The sequence below is a fragment of the Shimazuella sp. NTD247 genome (assembly GCF_059510415.1).
The window spans coordinates 351,323-372,699 of the sequence record NZ_JCAJZU010000003.1 but is presented as its reverse complement, the minus strand read 5'-3'; the positions used below and the strand labels follow the sequence as shown (position 1 = coordinate 372,699).

29 protein-coding genes and 1 pseudogene are annotated in these 21,377 nt (G+C 37.5%); 10 read left to right on the top strand and 20 right to left on the bottom strand.

Annotated features, from left to right (window positions below; translation table 11 throughout):
- Positions 1-164: 164 nt before the first annotated feature.
- Positions 165-728: an RBBP9/YdeN family alpha/beta hydrolase gene (locus AC5WOC_RS10280; protein WP_496055316.1), complete on the bottom strand. Its 564-nt coding sequence runs from the start codon at positions 726-728 to the stop codon at positions 165-167.
- 136 nt (positions 729-864) lie between these two features.
- Here AC5WOC_RS10280 and AC5WOC_RS10275 point away from each other — a divergent pair, with 136 nt between their 5' ends.
- From AC5WOC_RS10275 to AC5WOC_RS10265, 3 genes are all read left to right on the top strand, one after another.
- A complete protein-coding gene (locus AC5WOC_RS10275) occupies positions 865-1,227 on the top strand; it encodes a winged helix-turn-helix transcriptional regulator (protein ID WP_496055315.1) in 363 nt (120 codons plus the stop codon).
- 257 nt (positions 1,228-1,484) lie between these two features.
- Positions 1,485-1,655 carry a hypothetical protein gene (locus AC5WOC_RS10270; protein WP_496055314.1) on the top strand — a complete coding sequence of 57 codons (171 nt, stop codon included), beginning with the start codon at positions 1,485-1,487 and terminating at the stop codon, positions 1,653-1,655.
- Between the two features lie 11 nt (positions 1,656-1,666).
- Positions 1,667-1,900, top strand: coding sequence for a hypothetical protein (locus AC5WOC_RS10265; protein WP_496055313.1), 234 nt, complete (start codon positions 1,667-1,669; stop codon positions 1,898-1,900).
- Positions 1,901-1,991: 91 nt separating this feature from the next.
- On the opposite strand, the gene AC5WOC_RS10260 is transcribed toward AC5WOC_RS10265, so the two are convergent.
- The 4 genes from AC5WOC_RS10260 to AC5WOC_RS10245 all read right to left on the bottom strand — a co-directional run bounded on the left by AC5WOC_RS10260 (position 1,992) and on the right by AC5WOC_RS10245 (position 5,170).
- Complete coding sequence (locus AC5WOC_RS10260) at positions 1,992-2,297, bottom strand: hypothetical protein (RefSeq protein ID WP_496055312.1); 306 nt, start codon at positions 2,295-2,297, stop codon at positions 1,992-1,994.
- Between the two features lie 123 nt (positions 2,298-2,420).
- Complete coding sequence (locus AC5WOC_RS10255; RefSeq protein ID WP_496055311.1) at positions 2,421-3,212, bottom strand: alpha/beta fold hydrolase; 792 nt, start codon at positions 3,210-3,212, stop codon at positions 2,421-2,423.
- 5 nt (positions 3,213-3,217) lie between these two features.
- Positions 3,218-3,457: a hypothetical protein gene (locus AC5WOC_RS10250; RefSeq protein WP_496055310.1), complete on the bottom strand. Its 240-nt coding sequence runs from the start codon at positions 3,455-3,457 to the stop codon at positions 3,218-3,220.
- Positions 3,458-3,574: 117 nt separating this feature from the next.
- Complete coding sequence (locus AC5WOC_RS10245; RefSeq protein WP_496055309.1) at positions 3,575-5,170, bottom strand: FAD-dependent oxidoreductase; 1,596 nt, start codon at positions 5,168-5,170, stop codon at positions 3,575-3,577.
- 150 nt (positions 5,171-5,320) lie between these two features.
- On the opposite strand from AC5WOC_RS10245, the gene AC5WOC_RS10240 reads away from it, so the two are divergent.
- The gene (locus AC5WOC_RS10240; RefSeq protein ID WP_496055308.1) at positions 5,321-5,797 is read left to right on the top strand and encodes a MarR family winged helix-turn-helix transcriptional regulator; all 477 of its coding nucleotides are present in this window, start codon (positions 5,321-5,323) and stop codon (positions 5,795-5,797) included.
- Positions 5,798-5,854: 57 nt separating this feature from the next.
- Here the strand turns inward: AC5WOC_RS10240 and AC5WOC_RS10235 are convergent, their stop codons facing one another.
- From AC5WOC_RS10235 to AC5WOC_RS10225, 3 genes are read right to left on the bottom strand one after another with little or no spacing between them, the layout of a single operon-like run.
- Positions 5,855-6,169: a hypothetical protein gene (locus tag AC5WOC_RS10235; protein WP_496055307.1), complete on the bottom strand. Its 315-nt coding sequence runs from the start codon at positions 6,167-6,169 to the stop codon at positions 5,855-5,857.
- Between the two features lie 15 nt (positions 6,170-6,184).
- Complete coding sequence (locus AC5WOC_RS10230; RefSeq protein ID WP_496055306.1) at positions 6,185-6,538, bottom strand: hypothetical protein; 354 nt, start codon at positions 6,536-6,538, stop codon at positions 6,185-6,187.
- Positions 6,495-6,704, bottom strand: a complete 210-nt coding sequence (locus AC5WOC_RS10225; protein ID WP_496055305.1) for a hypothetical protein — start codon at positions 6,702-6,704, stop codon at positions 6,495-6,497. The genes AC5WOC_RS10230 and AC5WOC_RS10225 overlap by 44 nt, the downstream gene beginning before the upstream one ends.
- A gap of 151 nt (positions 6,705-6,855) precedes the next feature.
- Here AC5WOC_RS10225 and AC5WOC_RS10220 point away from each other — a divergent pair, with 151 nt between their 5' ends.
- Together AC5WOC_RS10220 and AC5WOC_RS10215 are read left to right on the top strand one after the other, a co-directional pair.
- Positions 6,856-8,241: a helix-turn-helix domain-containing protein gene (locus tag AC5WOC_RS10220; protein WP_496055304.1), complete on the top strand. Its 1,386-nt coding sequence runs from the start codon at positions 6,856-6,858 to the stop codon at positions 8,239-8,241.
- Between the two features lie 155 nt (positions 8,242-8,396).
- A complete protein-coding gene (locus AC5WOC_RS10215) occupies positions 8,397-9,365 on the top strand; it encodes an aminoglycoside phosphotransferase family protein (protein WP_496055303.1) in 969 nt (322 codons plus the stop codon).
- A 164-nt stretch (positions 9,366-9,529) separates the two neighbouring features.
- Here the strand turns inward: AC5WOC_RS10215 and AC5WOC_RS10210 are convergent, their stop codons facing one another.
- Positions 9,530-10,069: a DUF6273 domain-containing protein gene (locus tag AC5WOC_RS10210; RefSeq protein WP_496055405.1), complete on the bottom strand. Its 540-nt coding sequence runs from the start codon at positions 10,067-10,069 to the stop codon at positions 9,530-9,532.
- 397 nt (positions 10,070-10,466) lie between these two features.
- On the opposite strand from AC5WOC_RS10210, the gene AC5WOC_RS10205 reads away from it, so the two are divergent.
- Positions 10,467-11,165, top strand: a complete 699-nt coding sequence (locus AC5WOC_RS10205) for a MerR family transcriptional regulator (protein WP_496055302.1) — start codon at positions 10,467-10,469, stop codon at positions 11,163-11,165.
- 302 nt (positions 11,166-11,467) lie between these two features.
- On the opposite strand, the gene AC5WOC_RS10200 is transcribed toward AC5WOC_RS10205, so the two are convergent.
- The 5 genes and pseudogenes from AC5WOC_RS10200 to AC5WOC_RS10180 form a co-directional block, all read right to left on the bottom strand.
- Positions 11,468-12,103 (bottom strand): class I SAM-dependent methyltransferase, encoded by a 636-nt coding sequence (locus AC5WOC_RS10200; RefSeq protein ID WP_496055407.1) that lies wholly within the window; start codon positions 12,101-12,103, stop codon positions 11,468-11,470.
- Between the two features lie 93 nt (positions 12,104-12,196).
- Positions 12,197-12,352, bottom strand: a pseudogene (locus AC5WOC_RS10195) (putative RNA methyltransferase); the annotation flags it as partial.
- Between the two features lie 266 nt (positions 12,353-12,618).
- Positions 12,619-12,861 carry a hypothetical protein gene (locus AC5WOC_RS10190; protein WP_496055301.1) on the bottom strand — a complete coding sequence of 81 codons (243 nt, stop codon included), beginning with the start codon at positions 12,859-12,861 and terminating at the stop codon, positions 12,619-12,621.
- 68 nt (positions 12,862-12,929) lie between these two features.
- Complete coding sequence (locus AC5WOC_RS10185; protein ID WP_496055300.1) at positions 12,930-13,322, bottom strand: hypothetical protein; 393 nt, start codon at positions 13,320-13,322, stop codon at positions 12,930-12,932.
- 276 nt (positions 13,323-13,598) lie between these two features.
- Positions 13,599-13,937 (bottom strand): VOC family protein, encoded by a 339-nt coding sequence (locus tag AC5WOC_RS10180; protein WP_496055404.1) that lies wholly within the window; start codon positions 13,935-13,937, stop codon positions 13,599-13,601.
- 256 nt (positions 13,938-14,193) lie between these two features.
- Here AC5WOC_RS10180 and AC5WOC_RS10175 point away from each other — a divergent pair, with 256 nt between their 5' ends.
- Positions 14,194-14,616, top strand: a complete 423-nt coding sequence (locus tag AC5WOC_RS10175; protein ID WP_496055299.1) for a hypothetical protein — start codon at positions 14,194-14,196, stop codon at positions 14,614-14,616.
- Between the two features lie 138 nt (positions 14,617-14,754).
- Complete coding sequence (locus AC5WOC_RS10170) at positions 14,755-15,186, top strand: hypothetical protein (protein WP_496055298.1); 432 nt, start codon at positions 14,755-14,757, stop codon at positions 15,184-15,186.
- Positions 15,187-15,285: 99 nt separating this feature from the next.
- Here the strand turns inward: AC5WOC_RS10170 and AC5WOC_RS10165 are convergent, their stop codons facing one another.
- Positions 15,286-16,413: a deoxyribonuclease IV gene (locus tag AC5WOC_RS10165; protein ID WP_496055297.1), complete on the bottom strand. Its 1,128-nt coding sequence runs from the start codon at positions 16,411-16,413 to the stop codon at positions 15,286-15,288.
- A 350-nt stretch (positions 16,414-16,763) separates the two neighbouring features.
- On the opposite strand from AC5WOC_RS10165, the gene AC5WOC_RS10160 reads away from it, so the two are divergent.
- On the top strand, positions 16,764-17,057 hold the full coding sequence (locus tag AC5WOC_RS10160; protein WP_496055296.1) for a hypothetical protein: 294 nt from the start codon (positions 16,764-16,766) through the stop codon (positions 17,055-17,057).
- A 203-nt stretch (positions 17,058-17,260) separates the two neighbouring features.
- Here AC5WOC_RS10160 and AC5WOC_RS10155 read toward each other — a convergent pair whose 3' ends face one another.
- From AC5WOC_RS10155 to AC5WOC_RS10135, 5 genes are read right to left on the bottom strand one after another with little or no spacing between them, the layout of a single operon-like run.
- A complete protein-coding gene (locus AC5WOC_RS10155; RefSeq protein WP_496055295.1) occupies positions 17,261-17,521 on the bottom strand; it encodes an HPr family phosphocarrier protein in 261 nt (86 codons plus the stop codon).
- Positions 17,522-17,556: 35 nt separating this feature from the next.
- Positions 17,557-17,997: a PTS sugar transporter subunit IIA gene (locus AC5WOC_RS10150; protein WP_496055294.1), complete on the bottom strand. Its 441-nt coding sequence runs from the start codon at positions 17,995-17,997 to the stop codon at positions 17,557-17,559.
- Positions 17,994-19,379, bottom strand: coding sequence for a fructose-specific PTS transporter subunit EIIC (locus tag AC5WOC_RS10145; RefSeq protein ID WP_496055293.1), 1,386 nt, complete (start codon positions 19,377-19,379; stop codon positions 17,994-17,996). Before AC5WOC_RS10145 ends, AC5WOC_RS10150 begins: the two co-directional genes overlap by 4 nt.
- Positions 19,376-20,314, bottom strand: coding sequence for a 1-phosphofructokinase (gene pfkB / locus AC5WOC_RS10140; RefSeq protein WP_496055292.1), 939 nt, complete (start codon positions 20,312-20,314; stop codon positions 19,376-19,378). Before pfkB ends, AC5WOC_RS10145 begins: the two co-directional genes overlap by 4 nt.
- Positions 20,315-20,338: 24 nt before the next feature.
- Positions 20,339-21,097: a DeoR/GlpR family DNA-binding transcription regulator gene (locus AC5WOC_RS10135; protein WP_496055291.1), complete on the bottom strand. Its 759-nt coding sequence runs from the start codon at positions 21,095-21,097 to the stop codon at positions 20,339-20,341.
- Positions 21,098-21,377: the final 280 nt, after the last annotated feature.

Genomic DNA, 21,377 nt, shown 5'->3' with positions numbered 1-21,377 from the left:
TACCAAGCGGATTCACGAAACCATTATAGCGCTAAAACGACGTGAAAATATCCTTTTCACGTCGTTTTTAGGGTACAAGAATTTATATAATAACAATTATTGTTTCAGGGTCGCTGTTGTGGTGTAATGTTAGCGAATTTGCCCAAAGTCGAGTAATCATATTTTTAAGTTTGCATCATTTCTTTTAAAATATCATAAACCAATGGAAAAGTAATGAAATTATCAACACCTCGAAAGTGACCGCCCTTTTCAACAGGATAGAAGGAAGCATCCAGTTGTTTTGATAGCTTTTTAGTTAGTTCGAAAGGGCACATATAATCATCTTTTGCGGCAATAACAGCACGTGAATTAGTTGCAGAAATTATTTTTCTATAATCCACTTTTTTAGCTGTAAAAGGATCTAGTGTAGGAAAGGCTGCTAATGGTTCAGAATAGCCAGATACAAGAATAAAACCTCCAAAGTTTGTTAATGGATCTAGTCCATCTAAATAGTTCAATAGTGTAATACACCCTAAACTATGTGTTACAAAATACGTGTTGGTATCTAAAAACTTTATCTCATCGGCTAATGCCCCCACCCATTCTTCTTTCTTGGGGTCAGACGAATTTGGCATGTGAAGAACCGAAGCTTGATTACCATCTGCTACTAATTTTTCTTTTAGCCATGGAAACCAATGTTTAGCAGGTGAAGCATAGCCTCCATGTACAATATAAACTTGTTTTTTCATTGCTTTATCATCCTTCGTTCTAAGAGTATTGTATTTCATGTCGATAGATTTATAATAAAAGCAATATATCCGTTTTGAAAGTAGGCACCTTTTTATTATATAGGAACCAAATGGTAACTAATGGAGGAAAAATGGAATGATACCGAAGAAGGAATTACCCGTCTGCCCAGTTGCGACGATCATCGGATTGATCGGCAATAAGTGGAAGCTCTTCATCATTCGAGATCTGTTGACGGGCTCTAAGCGTTTCGGAGAATTAAGAAAAGGAATACCTGAAATTAGTCAAAAGGTATTAACCCAAAACCTGCGGGCTATGGAGGAAGACGGTATCATTACCCGAAAGGTCTATGCGGAAATTCCTCCAAGAGTTGAATATAAACTAAGTGATTTGGGCGATACCTTAAGACCCATCTTTGATATAATGCGAGTCTGGGGTCGAAATTATCAAAAGATGATTAATGAATCAGCAGAACAACTTCAACGGGTTGATGCCGATTAATATTTTGGCATATTTTCAATGCGTTGCCCGCGAAAATCGTTGGGTATTTTTCGGAGAGAAAAATTAAAATCATATGATTCTAATTCGAGCTTCACGTAGAGCTTCTTCGCCAGCAGTGGCGGCGTTGTTGTTGGGGTAGGTTGCTAGAAATCTATTCTTAGTAACCTGCCCGCCGAAAATAACTACTTTTAAATAGACAAAGGAGCCTTTACTACAAACTCCCTTTCCTAAAGATTCTTTTATCAATAGGAGATACTATGAATGTTACATTTCTTCTTTTTATCCATATACTAGGTGCTGTAGGAATGGGATTTTTTCTCCTGCTGCCTTTTTTTGTACAAGAAAAATTTTTGCAAAAAGAATCGTTCTTCAACTTCTGTATCGGGCAAATTTTATCCTGCAATGGATTCTTGTTGCTCAGTTGTTAACTGGAGGGTACTTGTATTCACAAGGACAGTACTCTACGCTTTGGACATCGCTTAATGTCATCGTATTTCTCGGAATTGGTGCCTTTGGGGGCATGTTTGGTTATTATCTCCGCCATTATATACATACGCCTAGTAAATACGAGTTTCAACCTTGGATGAGAAAAATTCGCTTTTATGCTGTTTCCACATCTATTTCATTTTTTGTAATCCTCGTTTTGATGTACTTCTCCTTTACTATAGGGTAATCGAGTTTCTAAACAAATTTCACTAGTTAAAATATCACACAACATTTTTAAATTAGTGTGTCTGAGTAGCATGATGCTACTCGGACGATTGCTACTTCTTAAGCAGCGTAATTGTACAAACTGGATCACCCATCGTGATTCCCTCAGTCCTCACTACCCTTGGCTTTCCGACCTGAAGGCTTATGGATCGGTTGATGTTAGCTCCGCTAAGGCGGATTCGCTGACAATTGAAAACCTCAAATCCAACAGGGGATACCAGGATAGAATATCCACCTTGAAGTTCAATACAAATCGTTTCAAGGCAAGATGGACCGGAATCATACTCCCGAACCAAAGGAAGATGAAGCTCAGCGTCCCAAATTTCGAGAAGTTTTTCATTGAGCTTGGCTTTGGTCATGATGGAAATCCTTTCAGTAGAGAAGCTTGTTACACCTTTTGTTTATTATAATAAATTGCCTTTTCTTAATCTATGATTTGAATCAAAGTCATATAGGACTACTTAGCTTCATAAACTACAGCATTACAAAGGATGACGCATTAGAAAATCTATAACCTTTGAAGTAACCTCTTCCTGAAATTCAATAAAATATCCATGCCGCCCGCCATTAATAATAGACAGCTCAGCATTTGGAATGCGATCAGCAAGTAAATACGCATTGCCAGTCGGGTTCATTTCATCTTCACTACCATGAATTACAAGTGTAGGAACACTTATATTAGGTAAAAGTGCCCAGGCATCATGACCTTCACTAGCTTGATAATGTAATTTTCGTGCATATTCGGGAATAGGTGAACTTATGGCCATTTTTTTTACTATATCCATATTGGATTCTAACCACTCAGGAGAGTAGAGCAAAGATAACATATTGAGCCATGTTTTCTGCGAATTACTTTGCGAAAGCAGATTATCAATGTATTTTGGTCTACGAACACCGTGAGAGTTCCCTGGCGTTGTCGCACCCAATATCAATGAACCGATACGATCTCCATGATCGATACCTAACCATTGGCATATTCGCCCACCCATCGAAATGCCATATGCATGCGTTCGCTCAATGTTTAGATGATCGAGCAGCGCAATTATATCTTGAGCAAACATACTAGTGGTATAAGGTGGAGTGGATGGTTTATCACTTTGACCTGTCCCTCGTTGGTCATAAACGATCACACGATAATTATCTGTGAAATCATCTCGCATATGATCCCAAAATGTATGATCCAATCCTTGTCCACTGACCAATAGAAGTGGTTCGCCTTCTCCCACATCCTCATAATAGAGACGTGTCCCATCTGGCACTGTGAAAAACGGCATCAGAATCACCTTCCTACACAAAATGAAGGATGTTTGATTAGATTCATTTGATGAGAACTGCGAGCGCCACGGGTTGATTCTCCCAAACCAACAACTTTTGTATCTTGAAACATGCTTGTAAGTTCCGATAGATCTGTTAGTGGATCTCGGGGGTCAATGGTAGAAAGCGGATGAGCATGATTTCTGATCCACTGAATCACTGATTCTTCCGATGATGATACAGGATTATCTGACATTTTTCTCATAATAGAAAACCTTCTTCTTTGCTCCAATTGTTTATGCTTCCTATTTGGTTTTTTGGATACGAAGAGATTATAATCCCAATATAGAACTGATACTCGATCCTGATTTATTCATGGTTTCTATTGAAATAAAATTTGGCGAAATATATTTTCTAAAATTTCCGATTTATTTTCTATCTCTTCTTTTGATCGCCAAGCGACAAAACCATCAGGTCGTATGAGAACAGCCCCCTCAGACGATACTCCATAAGCTTCTTGCCACTTATTATCTGTAACAACTAGGTCTCCATCAGCACCTACTTTGTACGCATGTATGGTAATTCCCAAACTTGAAGAAACATGAGCAGCAGCATCCAACCATTTTTCTCCTTTATCTCCTGTGAGCAACACAAAGCTTTTTCCAAATAAATCAAGGATTGATATTCGTTGTCCTTTGTAAGTGCACCAGATATGCGGGGCGCGTTTGCCAGGTACACCATTTAAACGCAATTCATCTAGGTTTATTTTAAAATTTTTTTCTGTGACAATAGCATCTGATTGGTAGTGATACCCGATAGCAGGAATAAGAGAATGCACATGTCCTGTTGCTTTCGTGACATTTAAAACAGATTGATTCGTAGCAAATTGGGCTACTGGTTTTCGTTCCTGTTCATAAGTTGCCAAAATATCTTGATTTGCTTCACCCCGTAATACAGCCGCTAGTTTCCAAGTTAAATTATGAGCATCTTGTATCCCTGTATTTGCACCATATGCCCCTTTTGGCGGCATGACATGTGCAGCGTCTCCTGCTAAGAAAACACGTCCAACTTGATAATGATTTGCAATTCGCGAGGCAACTTCCCAAGGAAGGATGCTTAGTATGGAAATATTTAAATCTGATAAACCAATCGCCTTACGAATAAGGTCTATGCAGCGTTCCTCTGGGAAATCATTGGGTGATTCCCCTCTCTCAGGATGATAGAGAACATGAAAACACCAACGATCTTTGTTATTAACAGCCATTAGATTTCCAAGAGCTTCAGGATTGGTAATATTACATACAATAAATTCATTTCCTTCTATCAATTTACTTAAATCAGCTTGAAAATAAATATTGATGTGATGTCCATAAGAGCCTTCATCTATAAACTCAATTCCTAGGGCTTCCCGCACTCGGCTTTTTGCTCCATCGGCAGCAATCATATATTTTGCAGATATTGTTTCTACTCTTCCTGTTTTTCGATCCTTTATCACAGCTTGAACGCCGGTATCTGTTTGTGCAAAGGAAATAAGCTCCGTGTAAAAGCGAAACTCTCCTCCTCCTAACTGTTGTGCTTTCTTTAGTAAAACAGGTTCTGACTGATCTTGGGAACAAGCACAAGACATTGCAGGACTAATTTCCTTCGTAATTTTTCCAAGCACTTCTTCTAATTCATGTCCATTTGGAGCTATTCGTTTGAGACTACTTAAATCAGTCCCAGCTAGCACCTCTACTTCAATGGCACCATTGCTTTTTTTCAGTACTTTCCCAGCTGCTCGAATTTCTTCTTCAATTCCCAGTTCCCGGAAAATCTCCATTGTACGCATATTCATTCCATTAGCTCGCGGGTGAATCGAAGTACCAGCATGTCGTTCTATTAGTAAATAAGGAATTTTATGCTTTTCCAAACAAAGAGCTGCGGTTAAACCTACCAATCCACCACCTACAATTAATACTGGGGTTTGAGTTTTTTTCATCTTTTTGAATCTCCTTCCAAATTTTGCTCTTTTCATCGATAACATGATAATATAAACTAAATTTAGTGAGGATAGAAACAGTGTGTATACTCACTAAATGAATATAATGTGAGTATACACACTAAAATACAGATCGTCAAGGAGGATTATATGAAGAAATCAACCCCCCCTGTTTCAACCCCAACACCTGCGTATCTTTTAATGACATTGTTTAAGACTACACATTATATTCATTCTCAATTTGAAGCTTCTCTGTCTGCACAAGATATACCTACTTTTTTGACTGGGCCAAGGATGCGTTTTATCCAATATATTTCTGAGGCTGGAAAAATTCGAATGAGTGATCTAGCAGCAAAAATAGGAATTAAAAAGCGTACTGTTACGCAATTTGTCGATGCATTGGAAAAAGAAAACATACTAGTACGGATTCCTGATCCAAATGACCGGCGTGCTACACTAATTCAAATAAAGGAGACTGCCGCTCCTCTCATAAAAAAAACCGGAGATGCAATGGTCAAAGCAGCAAACGAAGTATTAACTTCCTTCCCAGCAGAAAGCCGCAGCCATTTGCTTTATCTTTTGCATCAACTAGCAGATGTGACAGAATCGAATGATGATATGAATTGATATCCAGCAACAAGCACACATGAAAAAATCCAGACAAACTATCTGGATTTTTTCTATTTATATTGGATTTTCTATATTTGGTGCAGCAAAAATATCGTAGCTTGCACCTGCTATTTGTCTTATATTCTCGCCTATCCTTGTCTCTACTGCATACATAAGTTCAATTTGGATCAATTGCTTATCCATTGTCACCAATTCTACCTTTGCTATCTCAGGTAAACTGGGCTTGAACAGATTGGTCGTAAATTGCAATTTTCGCTCTCCTGTTTTCATCTGATCTTCACTGAGTAAAATAAAAAATGGCTGTGCTTTTAGATGTGTGATAAATGCTTGGACACAGTGGCTTTCTCCACTAAGCAACATGGTTAACAAAGAAATCCCTCCATTTTATTCTTGGAATAATTGATCAAGATAGTGCTGTGTTTCGCGGATTTTGTCTATTTCTAAGCGAGCGATTGCTTTGATCATCAAAAGGTGAAGTCGCTTCACGTCTTGAATGGGAGCATGCTCGATAAACTGGCAGATTGCTCCCCATTTTGTTGGTGCAACTTGCAGTTTCTTTTGTTTGACTTTGAGTGACTCTCCTAAATAAATGAAAAAATGAATCACATCAACCAGCATCTTTCGGGATCTCGCTTGGCGAAATTGTTCCATCAATGCTGTATACTGCACTCCTTCACAATACAAAACAAAATAGTTAGCTACTTCTTCGCCAATTTGGGTCATTTGTGTCTTTTCCACTTTTCATACCCTCTCTTTGTTCAAAAACAAACTCTACTACATCTCTTTCTTGAGAAAGTGAGTAGCGTGCAGAAGCATAAATCGCATAACGTTGATCCGTTTTCATAAAACGAATAAAATCACGAACTGCTTCTCCCTTTCCAGCGATTTTTAGTGATAAATCCATCTGACTTTCCCCCTCTTTGGACAAAACTCTTTCTTTCTCTAGCATAAGGTAGTACAATAATTTTTACCAATATTCACAATTATTAACGAAATATATCCTTTTATTTCTATATAACAGAAACTTGATTACAGATTTAGTCAGGAGGAAACGAATGAAAGCAACTGTTTTTGTACCGTGTGAACAGGGAGAAAAAATTCGTAAGGCGAGAAGAAAACAAAAATTAACCCAAGAAGATTTAGCTTTGTCACTCGACCTCTCTCCCTCGTTAATCAGTAAAATCGAGCGTGGTGCTTACCAAGTAGCAGAGGATAATCTGGAAGCAATTTGTAGTTTTTTAGGGTTCAAGCTGAAGGAACTGTTGGAGAATAACAAAGAAGAAACCCAGCAAGTGGATATACGATTGTTATTGAAGACAATAGAACATGATATCAATCTAATTGATACAAATGAAGCTTGGAAAGAACTAAGTAAAATCAATTTAAAGTCGAATGATCCTCTAATTGGGGAGTATTATCTTTTATGTGGGAGAGTTTATGAAGCAAATCGAAGTTGGGGAAAAGCACAAGAATTCTATGAAAAAGCAATACATCAAGCAGATCTATTTCCTAATCTAAAATATACTAATTTAAAAACAATTAGTTATTACGTTTTGGGTCGATTATTTGGGAAACAAAGTAAATTAAGACAAGCATTAGAAATGGTAAAAAAAGGTGAAGAATATTTCTCAGATAAAGGAGAACGAAAATACCTAAAATACAGTTTACAATTGAGCCAAGCTGTTTATTTAGAAAAACTCAATCAAAATGAAGAGGCATTTCGTATTACTGAAGAATTAAAACAAAATTATACTCTAGTTTCTAGTACAGAAGCAAAGACAAATCTCTCACAGCTACAAGCAACATTATTAAATAAATTTGGACTATATGATCAAGCAATTCAAATAGCAGAGGAAGGGATTTTACTTGCTAGATTAGATAAATTATATGATCGAACATTTGAACTTTGGACAACTCAAGGAGAAAGTTACCGCAAAAAAGGGAAATACGTCAACGCCAAGCATTGTCTTAAAACAGCGCTAAAATTAGAGAAAAAAATCTTGTATCTCCCTATTGCTATCTCTACCTACACACAACTAGGTTTGTTATACTTAGAATTAACTGATTTTCAGAAATCACAGATAATGTTATTAAAAGCGATCAAGCTAGGTAAAAAAACCAATGATAATCTACGTCTCATGATTGCCTTAATCGCTTTGGGTGATTGTTTCCTTAACCAAAATCAATTAAATGAAGCGAAAAAGCAGTACGAATCTGCACTGTCAATCGCTCAAAAACACTCATATACACAACACGAATGGGATATCCTGATGAAACTAGCAGTAACATGTAAGCAGGACAATCCTAACCTCTATGGAAAATATGTAGAACAATTTCATCAACTATCCTTAAAATTATGGAAGGGAGAAGAGCAGAAAATGACGTTCAATGAAAGATTGAATGTACTTAAATATCTAGAAGCTGAGCCTCCCGAAGTTTAAATAACACTAATTTTATGACAATGATAATTATATTATTTTTAAATTTAAATCAAAAACGTAATCACTATTCTATCTATAAAATTTAACCAAATCCAGTCAGAAAACAACTGAACTGGATTTGTCATTATTACAACTACAATTTTTAGGAGAAACATATGTCAACGCCAATAAATGATAATCCTTTTATCAAGCAAATCATCTTCGCAGAGACAGGAGAAATAGTTCGGCATATCAAACAAATTGAAGGAAAAGGCGCCGTTAACCAAGTCTATCATATAAAAACAGATACTTCTGATTTTATTATTCGCATGAATGATGCTACAAATGCTTTAAACATATATCAAAAAGAAAAGTGGTGTATGGAGCAAGCGGCTGCCCACCATATACCAAGTCCTGGAGTTATTGCTGTCGGTCGAATCAAACAAATTACCTATATGATTCAGGCCTTTGTTCCAGGAGACAATGGCAAGGACAGTTTCATTGACAAGAAAACGATTTGGGAGGCATTAGGCAAATATAGCAAACGAACTCACATGATTCCCGTTAATGGTTTTGGAGAAATATTGGCTGATCCTGTTCACCGAAAATTCACTGCATCTACCCATGATGGTTTTGATGGCACATGGCATGGTTTTGTTCGTTATAACATCAAAAGCTTAACGAAAAATGATCCATTAATAGAACTAGGGGTCTTCACCTATGAGGAAGCAAAAATAGTAAAACAAAAGTTTGAAAGCTTATTACCAATTCGTTTTGCTTTTGGTCTTATTCATGGCGATCTGTCGTTAAAAAATACGATTGTTTCGGACAAAGGAAGCGTTACGTTATTGGATTGGGGATGTGCAGAAGTTCATATTGTCCCTTATTGGGAATTAATTCAATTACACAAATCTCAGCTGGACATCGGTAGTCCAACTATAGAAGAATTGCATGCATTCCTTCGAGGATATGGGGTTACTGCTTCCGATTATCAAAACATGCAACCAATCATAAACACGTTATTATTACTCGATGCATGTGACAAACTCAGATGGGCAATCGATTGCGAACCTGATTGTCTTCCTTCTTTTGTAGAATATGCTAAAAAAGTGTGGCAGCGGATACAAATAGACAATAAAAACTAACTTTCAAACTACCACCACAAATTTTGCTAATGCTTTGGATTTAACTTTATTAATAATCCATAACTTCTCTTTGATGTTTATTTATGACGAAAACAACTCCATATCTTAAGTTTTGTGATCATCTAACCAACTACTTATGTGCTATAATAAGTAGTTGGCATTTTTCATCGAAAATCAATTTTTATTGCAGGCCGCACGCCATCACGAGCCAAGTTGACACGTGCATAACTGCGAATACTGCTGCGTGGACCGATAAAATACGCACGTGAACTGCCAGCCCTATCACGTTGTGTTCGCAGCCACCACCATGAGCAGCCAAACGCTTCTCCATGCTCGACTATATAATTATATTTTTGTTTTTTATCATACACATACAAGTGACAGCCATCACTCTTTCTAATCTTGGCATATTCGGTTCCGATTGCGCGTCGTTTTGTACCGAATGAATCTTCATCACTATTACTTATTAGTTCTTTCACTTCTGAAACACTGAGCAAAAAAACCTTATCATCTGTGTCTGGACTGCCCTCTCCATTGTCTGTGCAGTGAGTAGTCTTGATATGCTTCTTCTCAGAATCATTGAATGCAGCATGATAAAATTCATCGTTGAGCCACTTGCGCAAATCACAATCATGCCAAACAGTATCCACAAACTCATGGTGATATTGCTTACAGTCCAAAATATATTCACTTAAAAGGAACATCTCTCTCTCGGTATTTTGCAGTACGCGCCACTTTATCGGCGTTCTGTCATCACCAGCCGCCGTCTGTTGATAAGTCCCAAAAGTAATGAGATCACCAGGAATTGCGCTCAGAAACTGCTCTATCAACTTGGCTACCTCCTATTTCCCTTTATTAAATTCAAATTATTCCAATGGTTATTCAGAAAACGATTTCTTCCTTTTTCCAAAGATATCCCTATCTATTTATAAACTGACTATTTTCTGTATCTGATCACTCCTCGAATATTCATATTAAATATCGTACAACATTTACGCAATCTTTCGGTTTATCAACAAAAAACACTTGATTAACCTGTAGTTATTTCGTTTAATATTGTTGCCGAACTTTAAGATTATACTTTAAGGAATTGGGTAACTGATGAATATAATTTATACTCCTAAACAAATTGCTGTACAACTGAATATAAGCACGACAACCTTACGAAGGTATGAAGAGCTGGACTTAATACCTGGTGTCCCTAGAACAAAAAGTAACCGCAGATATTATACTTCTGTACATTTGCAAGCATTTGTAACCATTCGAGCACTGTTAAAGGGATACAGCATCCCTACTGCTTATGAAGTAATGAAAAAAATAAAACAAGGGAATAGCGTAGATGGCCTTTGGCTCATCAATCAACAATTACACGATATGCATATGGAGAAACAAAGAGTGGAATCGATCTTAATGATGATCCAACAAACCGACTTCTCGAAATACAACAATAATAAGGTCACAGATGAGATGACAATCGGGGAAGTAGCAAAAATATGCGGTATCAATGCTTCATCCATCCGGCATTGGGAAAAGGAAGGATTAATTCAATCGGAAAGAAATAAACAGAATGGATATCGGATATTTACATCCCGTGAATTAAAAAAGATTCTCGTGATCAGCAGTTTAAGAAAAACTGTTTATTCTATTGAAAACATGAAACAGCTGCTTGATGATCTGGACACAAGAAGCATGAAAAGCGTGGAAACCGCCTTTCAACGTGCTTTTAAAAAATTAAATGATCAATTAGTAAAACAATATGAAGCTATCGCCGCAATGATGAAATACATCCAAATGAGATGAACCTTTGCAGGTTAAGTAAAAATAGATTAAATATTTTGGTTTATGGAGTAACTTTTATCAACAATGCTACATCAAGCAAATAATTTCATTCTTAGGTGAACCTGTTTCAGACAAGAATGGATTGTCTTGTCTGAAACTCGTTCTAAAGCGATTAACATTTTCTACTTGAAAAATAAACCATTCCTATCCTTCATCAATCGTGCCATTGTAGAAAATAAGGATTGAGAACGTTCGGAAAATCCTCAGAAAATCAACCGGTTCCTTCTAAGAAGGAAACCGGCTTTCATGGTTTGACTCACATATCAATAAGGTTTTCCAACAAGTATTGTAAGATCAACCGTTATCTTTTGGGCTTTTCTATTGAAAAACTGTTGTATCTTTCTATCTGGTACTCCCCAAGACAAAGGTGTCATCTGGATAAGAGAGGTTAGTAGTGTTTTATTTAAAGTCCTCTCATATCGAATCCTGCTTGCGTCAATGACTTTAAAATGTTTGCTGAAATGATCTACTGTTTTTTGATTGGAATAGATTTTTTTATTTGTGTACTCATGAAATACGTCTCTCAATTCTTTAAGATAGTATCTCTCAGGCATTACCTTTACGATTATGCCGTCATCAACTAATAATCGCTTAAATTCACCATAGTTAGATGGGGATAAAATATTCAATATAAAATGAAACTGCTTTTCTTTAAAAGGACAATTAACTATATCCGCAACACACCAAATACTATCGGAATAATCTCTAGCAGCGATATTGATTCCCTCTTTTGTGATATCCATACCAATTCCCAAAAGCTCAAACGTGGGATGATCGATAAACTCTTTGTTTATCCCTGATAAAAAAGAACCTTCGCCACATCCTGCATCAAGAATGTTTATTTGTTTGTTTTTGTGTGTCAGTTCATTCTTCATTTTTTGGGCGATTTCTTTGTTCAACTGCTCAAAAAATCCACTCTCCCAAATCATCTGTCTCGATTCGAACAAGGCCTTGTCGTATTTTGTTTTTAAAGAATGGTTTAGAAAGTTCACATATCCTCTACGTGATAAATCAAAACAATGATTTTTAGAACATACCAAACTTGCTAGATTCACGATTTTCATTGGGTTAAAACACAACGGACAACGGAATATATTTTGATATTTGGAAATAAACTTCGCTTGTATTGTCTTCTTGTTTTTAGACATAAAAAAGACACCCCATTCATTCATAATCGATAAATGAAAAAAGGCACAGTTAAATAAGCTCAACATATTTTTCAAAAAAATGGATGAGCAGTTTTTCTGTACCTTTTCTTAACGAAAACGAATGAATTGAATGATCATAATAATTAACCTCAATAAAATAAATTTTTGAACTTTGCAAGTGTATCATATTTTTATAACATATTAAAAGTATGAGAAGCAAGATAATGGTAATCCTGCTTCTCATACTTTTAAAAAATATTTTCCGATTATTCTTGCGAAGACCACACAGGATCTTCTGCTAACTCTTGGATAAACTCCAATTCTTTGTCTAAATCTGCTTCTAATCTTTCCTTATATGCATTCCTGATCTTTTCATGCAGCTTGTTGATTGTTTCCACTCTTCCTGAAGGAGCTTCTAAATCTTTGGAAACCGAATAAAGCAAATCAACAGCTAATGAAAGTTCTTTTAGTTCTTCAGAGGTCAAGTGTCCCCAGTGTTCTTTACTCATATACACTCTCCTTTGTGAGATTTATGCATTCGAGCTTACGATATCAAAAATAACCTTATTGCTACACGTTACTCCGCAAGAAAAAGATAGGTATACAGTGTAATCAGCTCTTGAAAAAGATGATCTTGATCAAACTGGTGGTCTTTTTCCAGTCTCTCCACCATTCGAAGAGCCAGTTCTTCCGATCGAACTTCATAACACGTTTGAAAATCGACATAATGACACTTGTCTACTTCTATTTCATTATGCCCGCCATTGGAACGTAAAGCATGAATGATAACAGAAAAGTATTTCTTCATCTTCTCTTGTTCCATAAATGTGTGAAAGGCAAATACAATGGCTCCTCTTTCTCCAGATACAACAAAATTCGATCTATCCAAGGCAACAAGGGAACGAGATAGTTCAATGTCATCGAAAGGTTCCTCATCTTCCACACGTTCAATATAACATTCTAATAACAAATGAATAATCTCCCTTCTCTCACTTCAAACAGAAGTAGCTTGAAAGGTACTATCTCCTCTAAGATGGAGAATAAACACTCTTACATTCATCATACATTTGAAAGGACTTTCACCCTTTTCCATACTGTTTGACATATAGTTATATACCCCTACATGATATTATAGGTTGTCAATTTTTTGTAACTTTTTCAACATGAAATCCAGCTCTATGATAAAAATAATAGAATTGCACACATGGTATTTTCGCAAAATAAAAAGGGCTTTATGCCCTTTTTATTAACATACTACTTCAACAGTAAACCCACCAGGTGCTTTCACATAAAAAGTATAACCATGAGCATGGATAGGTGATTTCACATCATATCCATCTTCTTTTAAACGTTGATTCATTTTATCTACATCTTCTTCATTAGCTTGCGGAAAACCGATATGAAACGTATTTGGATAATTCACCTCTTTCCCCTTCATTAAGGTAAGTACAAAACCGTCATCATCTGACATCACTACAAAATTGTCCCCACGAGCAGCTCTACTTGTCATATCAAAATAAGTTTCTAAAAATTTTCGAGCAGTAATCACATCGGTGACTGTTAAATTAAGATGGTTGAGTTTCATTTTTCCACCCTTCCTAATATTCAAAAATTAACTTACTCCTTTATTCTATAACATTAAAGCTAGTGCGAAGTTTTTTTACAGCAGCCCTTGATTTTTTTATAATCAAATCATTTCATTCTTCATACTACTTGAATAATATCACTGAAGAGTGCTATAAAAAATCAAAATAAATAAGTTGCTTCAGTGGAATTTAAAAAGCAATTCAAATAAAATATAAAAAAGAAAACAACTGTTACTAGCAGATGAAAGGATAATAATGACAGAACAGTCATTTTCCGTTGACGCGCTGACGATTCACGCTTTGCCGTGTGAGACAGACACGAAGAAAAATAAGTACATTTTTCCGGCAAACACTTCCTTTCGGCATCTTGGAGAAGGGCGATGTAAGCCAATTTGTCCAGAACTAGTGATGAATGCCGCTTGGTTTCGTGCTGTCACTGATCGACAATTCCTTGTTGTGGAAGGCTGTATTGATGGTGATACAGAGCAGTGGACCGTCAAGATCAAGCGAAACGGCAAGACGTGGGAGATTTTTGATGGGGACACAGATGATCAAAGTTACAAATGTGATTTCACTATCACTATCGACGGAGAGAAACTCATCGTAACAGGTGATCCCAATTGTATTTTCAGTGAAACGAACGAATTCAAACAAAAAAACCCTGCTTTTTTCCAGTAAATCTGCAACAGTTGTGGTCCTGATCTCCAATCAGGGCCTCCATTTTTTAATAAAACCTTAGTGTAGAAAAAGTTCGTTTCATTCGATAAACTAAAAACAAGTATCCATACAACTGCTATTGAATCCAGAGGGAAACAAATGAGCGGTCTTTATGCAGCTCCATCCTTGATGATTCGTGCTCTGTCTTTCAAGCGAGCCGGAACGGCAGACGAGCCTCTGCTCATTTCGAATACCGAATCAACTTTCGAATTCGAAGGTGACGGAGGAGCTTTTCTGGTTAAATCTGCAGAACTGATTCTTACCCCTCAGTGGTTTCTTGCGGTAAAAGAGAAACTTGTCCTGCTTGTTCAAGACCCACGCTATGGAGCCTGGGAAGTTGACGTAAAACCGGCTCCAAAAAATGCAGAATGGGACTGGGAACTTTCTACAGATACAGAAGTTGCTCACGTTTACCTAGGGGAGAATAATGAAGGAGTGATTATCTCTACCAAACCGGCAGAGCATGATGTTCTCTGGGAAATCTTCGGTGATCATTTCTACCCCGACAATCCAGAGTTGGAGTACTTCTGATTCCAAATACCAGCTGCGGCTCTGATATTCCATTATCAGAGCCCTGATTTATATCTATTCCCATTACAAAAAAACTCCAGCGGACACTGGAGTTCGTTCTTATGCTGACTGAAATGCATGTTTACCCGCAAACCATCCTATGATTCGATGGTTGACTTCTTCTTCACTGAGTTCTGGAAATAACCGTTCTTCTCTTACCATATCGTACAAACGAGTGATAGGCTCTCTGCCATCTGCTTTCTTCGCTTTGGCATCTGTCTTCAATAATTCCCACGTTTTGACGACAAAATCGCGAGGTTCAACTTCGTTTTTGCGAAAGAAAAATTCCAACCGCTCGACATGATCGAGGTAATCCGCTCCTAGTCGAGCTTCTATATCTCCCTGCAATAAGGCGATCTCTGCTTTGTACATGGGACGTTCTTTGCCTTTTTCTTTGCTGATCCAAGGTGTCTCTAATACAAGTGGGAGATGACGGATATTTTCATGATGTACAATATAATTCATCGCATCAAATCCAATCAAACCAGCGCCTACTGGGGCATGGCGGTCTTTCCCTGCTCCTCGCATGTTTTTGCTGTCATTGAGATGGACAACCGCTAGACGATCGATTCCAATGATTTTATCGAATTCTTCCAATACCCCATCAAAATCATGGATAATATCATAGCCAGACTCATGAAGGTGACAAGTATCCATACAGATAGTCAGCCTCCGATTATCTTCCACCTGATCGATAATCTTGGCAATCTCTTCAAAATTTCTGCCAACTTCTGTTCCTTTGCCTGCCATTGTCTCTAAAGCAATGTTAACTTCTGTATCATTTGTTCCTTTTAATACGAGATCCAGACCTTCTGCTATGCGATTAATCCCATACTCCACATCTTTTTCGGTAAATGCTCCAGGGTGAAGCACAATATTTTTCACGCCAAGATAGCTTGTCCGGCGAATTTCTTCTTGTAAAAAGCGCACTGCAAACTCAAATTTATCTTCTTTATACGTTCCTAAATTAATGATATAAGGGGCATGAACGACAATCTCGTTGATACCATTCTCATCCATAATTGCCTTGCCTTCTTCGATGAACTGTTTTTCGATCGCTTTGCGTCGCGTGTTCTGTGGAGCACCTGTATAAATCATAAACGTACTCGATTGATAAGAAACAGCCTCTTCAGCTGCATTTAACAATCCTCTCCCTGAAAAGGATACGTGGGACCCGATTTTTAGCATTTCGTTACCTCTCTCCCATACTTCCAATCTTTTATTTCCACAGAGTGAACATATTGTATGAATCTATCAAAATAAACGGATTATCTCAGCTGTTTGCGATTAGACCCTTTTTTATTGTAACGATCAGCGAGAAAATATGCAATTTACAAACAAATATTTCCAAAAAATGTTTAGCATGCGTGATTTTTCTCTTAAACTAATTTCTTATAGTAAAATATGAACTAACACAAACGTGTTTAGGACAACTGGACCTAAGGAGTAAAAAATGAACTACCAGCAGGCCATTTGACAATATCCACAGCCGCAATCGTAGACTCGATTATTCCAACAATTTGGTTAAGATCCATACAATGGTGCTCACTTCTAGCTTGCAGGAGCTCGCCAAGATCGTTGGTAGCAATCACACAGAGGAAATTTGTGAATTTCTGCAGTTTCTTAATAAAAAGGATGCAAACTCGCTGGCTACACTCGATATTGTGAAAAAATTCTGCACCTATCTCAAACAAGTCGCTGAAGAAATCGACCATCGTTTTGGTTACCCCAATACGATGGTGAAGGTGAGCCTTGGTAAAATTAAGCGAATCGAAAATAAGTTGGAGTACAATAGTCTCCCTGCATCGATATTTGACTACACTTGCTATTGAGATCAGGAGTTGGTGGCGGTAGAAAACAGATCACTATCGGTTCCAGTTTGTTGGGGTGAAACCAATCCTTCACCCCAACACCCAATGACGCTAGATGCAAAAAACAAATCCAGCCTGGTTTAATCCCTAGTCTGGATTTGTTTTCTGTCACTATATCCTTCGTTTGTGACCAAACCGTTACACCAAATACAACGGTGAATAAATTATACTTCATCTTCAATAAAAAGTTTTTTCAACCTAGCAATCGCTTCGTTTTCATCTGAACCATCAGCCTTCAAGGTAATGATTTCTCCCTTTACAATCCCCAATGATACGACCCCTAAAATACTTTTCCCATTTGCAGTTTGGCTATTTTTGATCACATCAATATCACTTTGAAATTTGGTTGCTACTTGCACAAACTCTTTCGCAGGTCGAATATGCAATCCATGTTCTAGATTTACTTTTATCTCTTTTTTTATCATTTCCCTCTATATCCTTTCCGATGGATTTATTCCCCTTAATCTTGAATAGTATTTAGGATATCTTCCACTGAATTTGCCGTTCTTAAAGACTGACGAAAATCTTCATGTATCAGTTTACGGAAAAGATTTGCTACTATTTTCAGATGTACATCCCCAGCTTGTGCTTCTGGTACAGCAATTAAAAATACCAATGATACTTCTTCCTCTTCATCCCACTGTATTGGCTGGACGAGACGAGCTAGTGCAATTGCTGGTCTGGCGACTCCTTTGGATTTTGCATGCGGGGTAGCGACATCAAAACCAATTGCGGTGGAACCTTGTTTCTCTCTCGAATATAGATCTTCTAAATATACTTTGGCATCTGTTACCAACCCTTTGGAAGCCATTAAGTCTACTAGATATTCCATCAATTCTTCACGTGATGTCACCTGTGCATCCAACTGAACTAAGTCTGGAAGTAAATACTCTGCTATCATCTTGCTATCTCCGTTTCTTTATTTCTTTTTAATAATACGAGTAAGGCAGCTGTCACAATCGTACCTACTGCTATGGCAATCACATATGCCCCTATGTTGGTAACTACATTTGGAATAGCGAGAACAAAGATTCCACCGTGTGGAGCTTTTAATGTCACATGAAATGCCATAGACAAAGCACCTGTTACAGCCGATCCAGCAATGAGAGAAGGAATAACACGAATAGGATCAGCTGCAGCAAATGGTATTGCACCTTCTGTAATGAAGGATAGACCTAGTATTCCAGCTGCTTTCCCAGCTTCTCGTTCATCCGTAGAAAATTTGTTTCGAGCTAGTAGCGTAGCCAGCCAGATTCCAAGAGGAGGCGTCATTCCAGCAGCCATAATTGCAGCCATCGGTCCATATACTCCGCTTCCAAGCAGTCCTACTCCAAATGTGTAGGCGGCCTTATTGATCGGACCACCCATATCGCTTGCCATCATTGCTCCCAAGAGGAGACCAAGTAAAATGGCATTTGTGGTGCCTAGTGTCTTTAACCAAGCGGCGAGTCCATCCATGATTAATTTGATTGGTGTGCCAATGACAAAAATCATGAGTAACCCAACAATAAGAGAGGAAACGACAGGGATAATAACAATTGTGTGGATGCCTTGAAAGCTTTTTGGTAAACGAATATAATCTCTTACCGCTTTGGCCACATAACCAGCTAGAAATCCTGCAAGTATCCCTCCAAGAAATCCTGCTCCGATTTTAGAGGCTAGCATACCACCAATAAGACCTGGGGTTAATCCTGCTTTGTCCGCAATCGAAAAAGCTATAAATCCAGCTAAAATAGGGATCATTAATGCAAAAGCACTATTTCCTCCGATGTCCATCAAGGCTGCTGCTAACGTTCCTTTTTGTTCGAACGCTTTAATCCCAAAGGCAAATGAAATCGCTATCAAAATACCGCCTACTACAACCAATGGCAACATGTAAGATACACCATTGAGTAAATGCTTATACAAACCTTTTGCTTGGTTTGTGTCTGTTGGAGCAACTTCGGTTTTATCTATTTTGTGGGATTTAAAATTTTGAGCCTCTTCCAATGCCCGATCAATTACTTGCTCTGGCTTTTTTATCGCCTCACTTAACTTCACTCTTGTGATAGATTTATGGTGAAAACGCTCTTCCTCCACATCTACATCAGCAGCTATAATGATTGCATCTGCTTGATCAATTTCCTCTCTAGTCAGTTGGTTCTCAATTCCTGAAGCTCCTCGTGTTTCTACTTTAAAATCAATATCTTTCTTTTTTGCAGCCTCTGATAGTGCCTCTGCTGACATATAAGTATGAGCAATACCAGTGGGACAGGCGGTGACAGCAAGTATTTTTTTCTTCATCTCCCATTCACTCCTTCAACTTCAACGAAATCATGTAATTTATCTATATCTTCTGGTGTGCCTAATTGTGTACCGACTTTCGAAGCAGTAGCTGATCCTAAAGCAGTGGAGAATCTTGCAATCTTTTCTAGTTCCCAGCTATTCATCACGCTAATAACCATTCCAGCAAACATGGAATCCCCTGCACCTACAGCACTTCTCACTTCTATATGGGGAGGTTTTGATTTCACTATTTGTCCCTGTTTGAAAAAATAACCACCTTTCGCTCCTAAAGAAATCGCTACTAATGAGATTCCTTGACGAATGAGCGCTTGACCTGCCTTGATCACATCTTGTTCCTTTTCTACTCTATAACCTAAATATTCTTCTAGTTCTTCTTGATTTGGTTTTATTGCATATGGTACAGCTCTAATCGAGTGTTTTAACAGATATCCATTTGTATCTAAGAAAGACAACACCTGATGTTTATTAGCTTGTTCAATTAAAAAGCTATAAAAAGCTGGATCTATACCTGGAGGTAAACTGCCTGCAAGAATAACGACATCTATCTTGGAAAGCAGGTCAGTAAAGTGCTCAATAAAGCGGTCTTTCTCCATTTCACTAATGGGAAATCCGGCTTCATTTAATTCCGTCATCTTGCCTGTTTGTTGTTCCAAAACCTTAATATTTGTTCGAATTCGCTGATTTGTAAATACAAAAGAAGAGTGAATCTCCATATCATGTAATTTCTTTTCGTATTGCTCAGCCTCTCTTCCAAGCCATCCGGTGACAGTGGGCTGTATGCCAAAATGAGCCAGTACCCGAGCAACATTAATACCTTTTCCACCAAAATCATAACGAGTATTCATGGCCACATTTTTTTGTCCGATGTGTAGTTTTTCGATCGTAATGGTTTGATCAACTGCGGGATTTAAAGATACTGTTGCGACTCTCATCAAAAAGAACCTTCTTTCACATAATTAAACCGTAATCACATCGATTCCTAATTGTTCACATCCTTCTAGAAAGGATATAGGTGCGCTTTTATCGGTAATGATCCTATCAATTTCAGACAATGAAGCAACCTGATGAAGTGTAATTTTACCGATTTTACTGTGGTCACATAACAAAATAACTTGCCTGGCAGCTGATATCATTTCCTTTTTCATTTGCGCTTCTAGCACATTAGGAGTACTCAATCCATTTCTCACATCTACACCATTCATACCTAAGAACAATTTATCTACCTTTATCCTTCTTATAAAACCCTCTGCGTAAGGACCAACCATAGCTCCAATCTGCGAACGAACGGTTCCTCCTGTACTGAGCAGCTCTATGTTTTGTTCATCCTGTAATTCTGTTAAAACGCTTACAGAATTCGTGACAATGGTAAGATTCAAAGAATGGAGGTGTTTCGCAAGTTGCAGTGTTGTTGTTCCAGAATCAAGTAAAATCGTTTCTTTTTCCTTAATCCATTCACTGGCTGTTTTCGCTATTCTCTCCTTTTCTGATAAATTTGTTGTCTGCTTCTCTTTTACCGTTGGCTCCATGCGAACAAAATCAATGGAAACAGCCCCTCCATGTGTTCGACGCAGCTTTTCCTTTTGTTCCAATTCACTTAAATCTCTTCGAATAGTAGATTCTGATACTTGAAACGTTTGGCTTAATTCTGGAACAGAAGCACGATGATATTTGTTTAAATAAGCTAAAATTTGTTGATGTCTTTCCTCTGTAAACATAATTTTCTCCTAATACGAAATACTTACCTACTACTCATTATATAATAGTTTTTTATCATTTCTAGTCATTTATGATTGGTAATGATTGACTATGCTCATTTATTGAATTCTTTTTGCTGAATACATTTTACTTACTATGTGGTATGACTCCAGTTTGCAAAGGCAAAAGCAAATATAGCAAACTATTCTCATCCATTACCGATTGTGCCCATTTATTCGCATTTCCACTCTTTTAACAACATGAAATAAAACACGAGAATAGAAAAAATAAATGGCGAAG

What these genes read in the sequence shown, in the direction of transcription:
- AC5WOC_RS10225 (WP_496055305.1), bottom strand. Translation starts at nt 6,704, where the DNA reads ATGGATTTATCACTAAAAATCGCTGGAAAGGGAGAAGCAGTTCGTGAT.
- AC5WOC_RS10165 (WP_496055297.1), bottom strand. Translation starts at nt 16,413, where the DNA reads ATGCTAAAAATCGGGTCCCACGTATCCTTTTCAGGGAGAGGATTGTTA.
- AC5WOC_RS10145 (WP_496055293.1), bottom strand. Translation starts at nt 19,379, where the DNA reads ATGAAGAAAAAAATACTTGCTGTCACCGCCTGTCCCACTGGTATTGCT.
- AC5WOC_RS10220 (WP_496055304.1), top strand. Translation starts at nt 6,856, where the DNA reads ATGAAAGCAACTGTTTTTGTACCGTGTGAACAGGGAGAAAAAATTCGT.
- AC5WOC_RS10155 (WP_496055295.1), bottom strand. Translation starts at nt 17,521, where the DNA reads ATGATAAAAAAAGAGATAAAAGTAAATCTAGAACATGGATTGCATATT.
- AC5WOC_RS10215 (WP_496055303.1), top strand. Translation starts at nt 8,397, where the DNA reads ATGTCAACGCCAATAAATGATAATCCTTTTATCAAGCAAATCATCTTC.
- AC5WOC_RS10180 (WP_496055404.1), bottom strand. Translation starts at nt 13,937, where the DNA reads ATGAAACTCAACCATCTTAATTTAACAGTCACCGATGTGATTACTGCT.
- AC5WOC_RS10255 (WP_496055311.1), bottom strand. Translation starts at nt 3,212, where the DNA reads ATGCCGTTTTTCACAGTGCCAGATGGGACACGTCTCTATTATGAGGAT.
- AC5WOC_RS10210 (WP_496055405.1), bottom strand. Translation starts at nt 10,069, where the DNA reads ATGTTCCTTTTAAGTGAATATATTTTGGACTGTAAGCAATATCACCAT.
- AC5WOC_RS10170 (WP_496055298.1), top strand. Translation starts at nt 14,755, where the DNA reads ATGAGCGGTCTTTATGCAGCTCCATCCTTGATGATTCGTGCTCTGTCT.
- AC5WOC_RS10240 (WP_496055308.1), top strand. Translation starts at nt 5,321, where the DNA reads ATGAAGAAATCAACCCCCCCTGTTTCAACCCCAACACCTGCGTATCTT.
- AC5WOC_RS10190 (WP_496055301.1), bottom strand. Translation starts at nt 12,861, where the DNA reads ATGAGTAAAGAACACTGGGGACACTTGACCTCTGAAGAACTAAAAGAA.
- AC5WOC_RS10205 (WP_496055302.1), top strand. Translation starts at nt 10,467, where the DNA reads ATGAATATAATTTATACTCCTAAACAAATTGCTGTACAACTGAATATA.
- AC5WOC_RS10280 (WP_496055316.1), bottom strand. Translation starts at nt 728, where the DNA reads ATGAAAAAACAAGTTTATATTGTACATGGAGGCTATGCTTCACCTGCT.
- AC5WOC_RS10160 (WP_496055296.1), top strand. Translation starts at nt 16,764, where the DNA reads ATGGTGCTCACTTCTAGCTTGCAGGAGCTCGCCAAGATCGTTGGTAGC.
- AC5WOC_RS10245 (WP_496055309.1), bottom strand. Translation starts at nt 5,170, where the DNA reads ATGAAAAAAACTCAAACCCCAGTATTAATTGTAGGTGGTGGATTGGTA.
- AC5WOC_RS10175 (WP_496055299.1), top strand. Translation starts at nt 14,194, where the DNA reads ATGACAGAACAGTCATTTTCCGTTGACGCGCTGACGATTCACGCTTTG.
- AC5WOC_RS10135 (WP_496055291.1), bottom strand. Translation starts at nt 21,097, where the DNA reads ATGTTTACAGAGGAAAGACATCAACAAATTTTAGCTTATTTAAACAAA.
- AC5WOC_RS10275 (WP_496055315.1), top strand. Translation starts at nt 865, where the DNA reads ATGATACCGAAGAAGGAATTACCCGTCTGCCCAGTTGCGACGATCATC.
- AC5WOC_RS10270 (WP_496055314.1), top strand. Translation starts at nt 1,485, where the DNA reads ATGAATGTTACATTTCTTCTTTTTATCCATATACTAGGTGCTGTAGGA.
- pfkB (WP_496055292.1), bottom strand. Translation starts at nt 20,314, where the DNA reads ATGAGAGTCGCAACAGTATCTTTAAATCCCGCAGTTGATCAAACCATT.
- AC5WOC_RS10250 (WP_496055310.1), bottom strand. Translation starts at nt 3,457, where the DNA reads ATGAGAAAAATGTCAGATAATCCTGTATCATCATCGGAAGAATCAGTG.
- AC5WOC_RS10260 (WP_496055312.1), bottom strand. Translation starts at nt 2,297, where the DNA reads ATGACCAAAGCCAAGCTCAATGAAAAACTTCTCGAAATTTGGGACGCT.
- AC5WOC_RS10150 (WP_496055294.1), bottom strand. Translation starts at nt 17,997, where the DNA reads ATGATAGCAGAGTATTTACTTCCAGACTTAGTTCAGTTGGATGCACAG.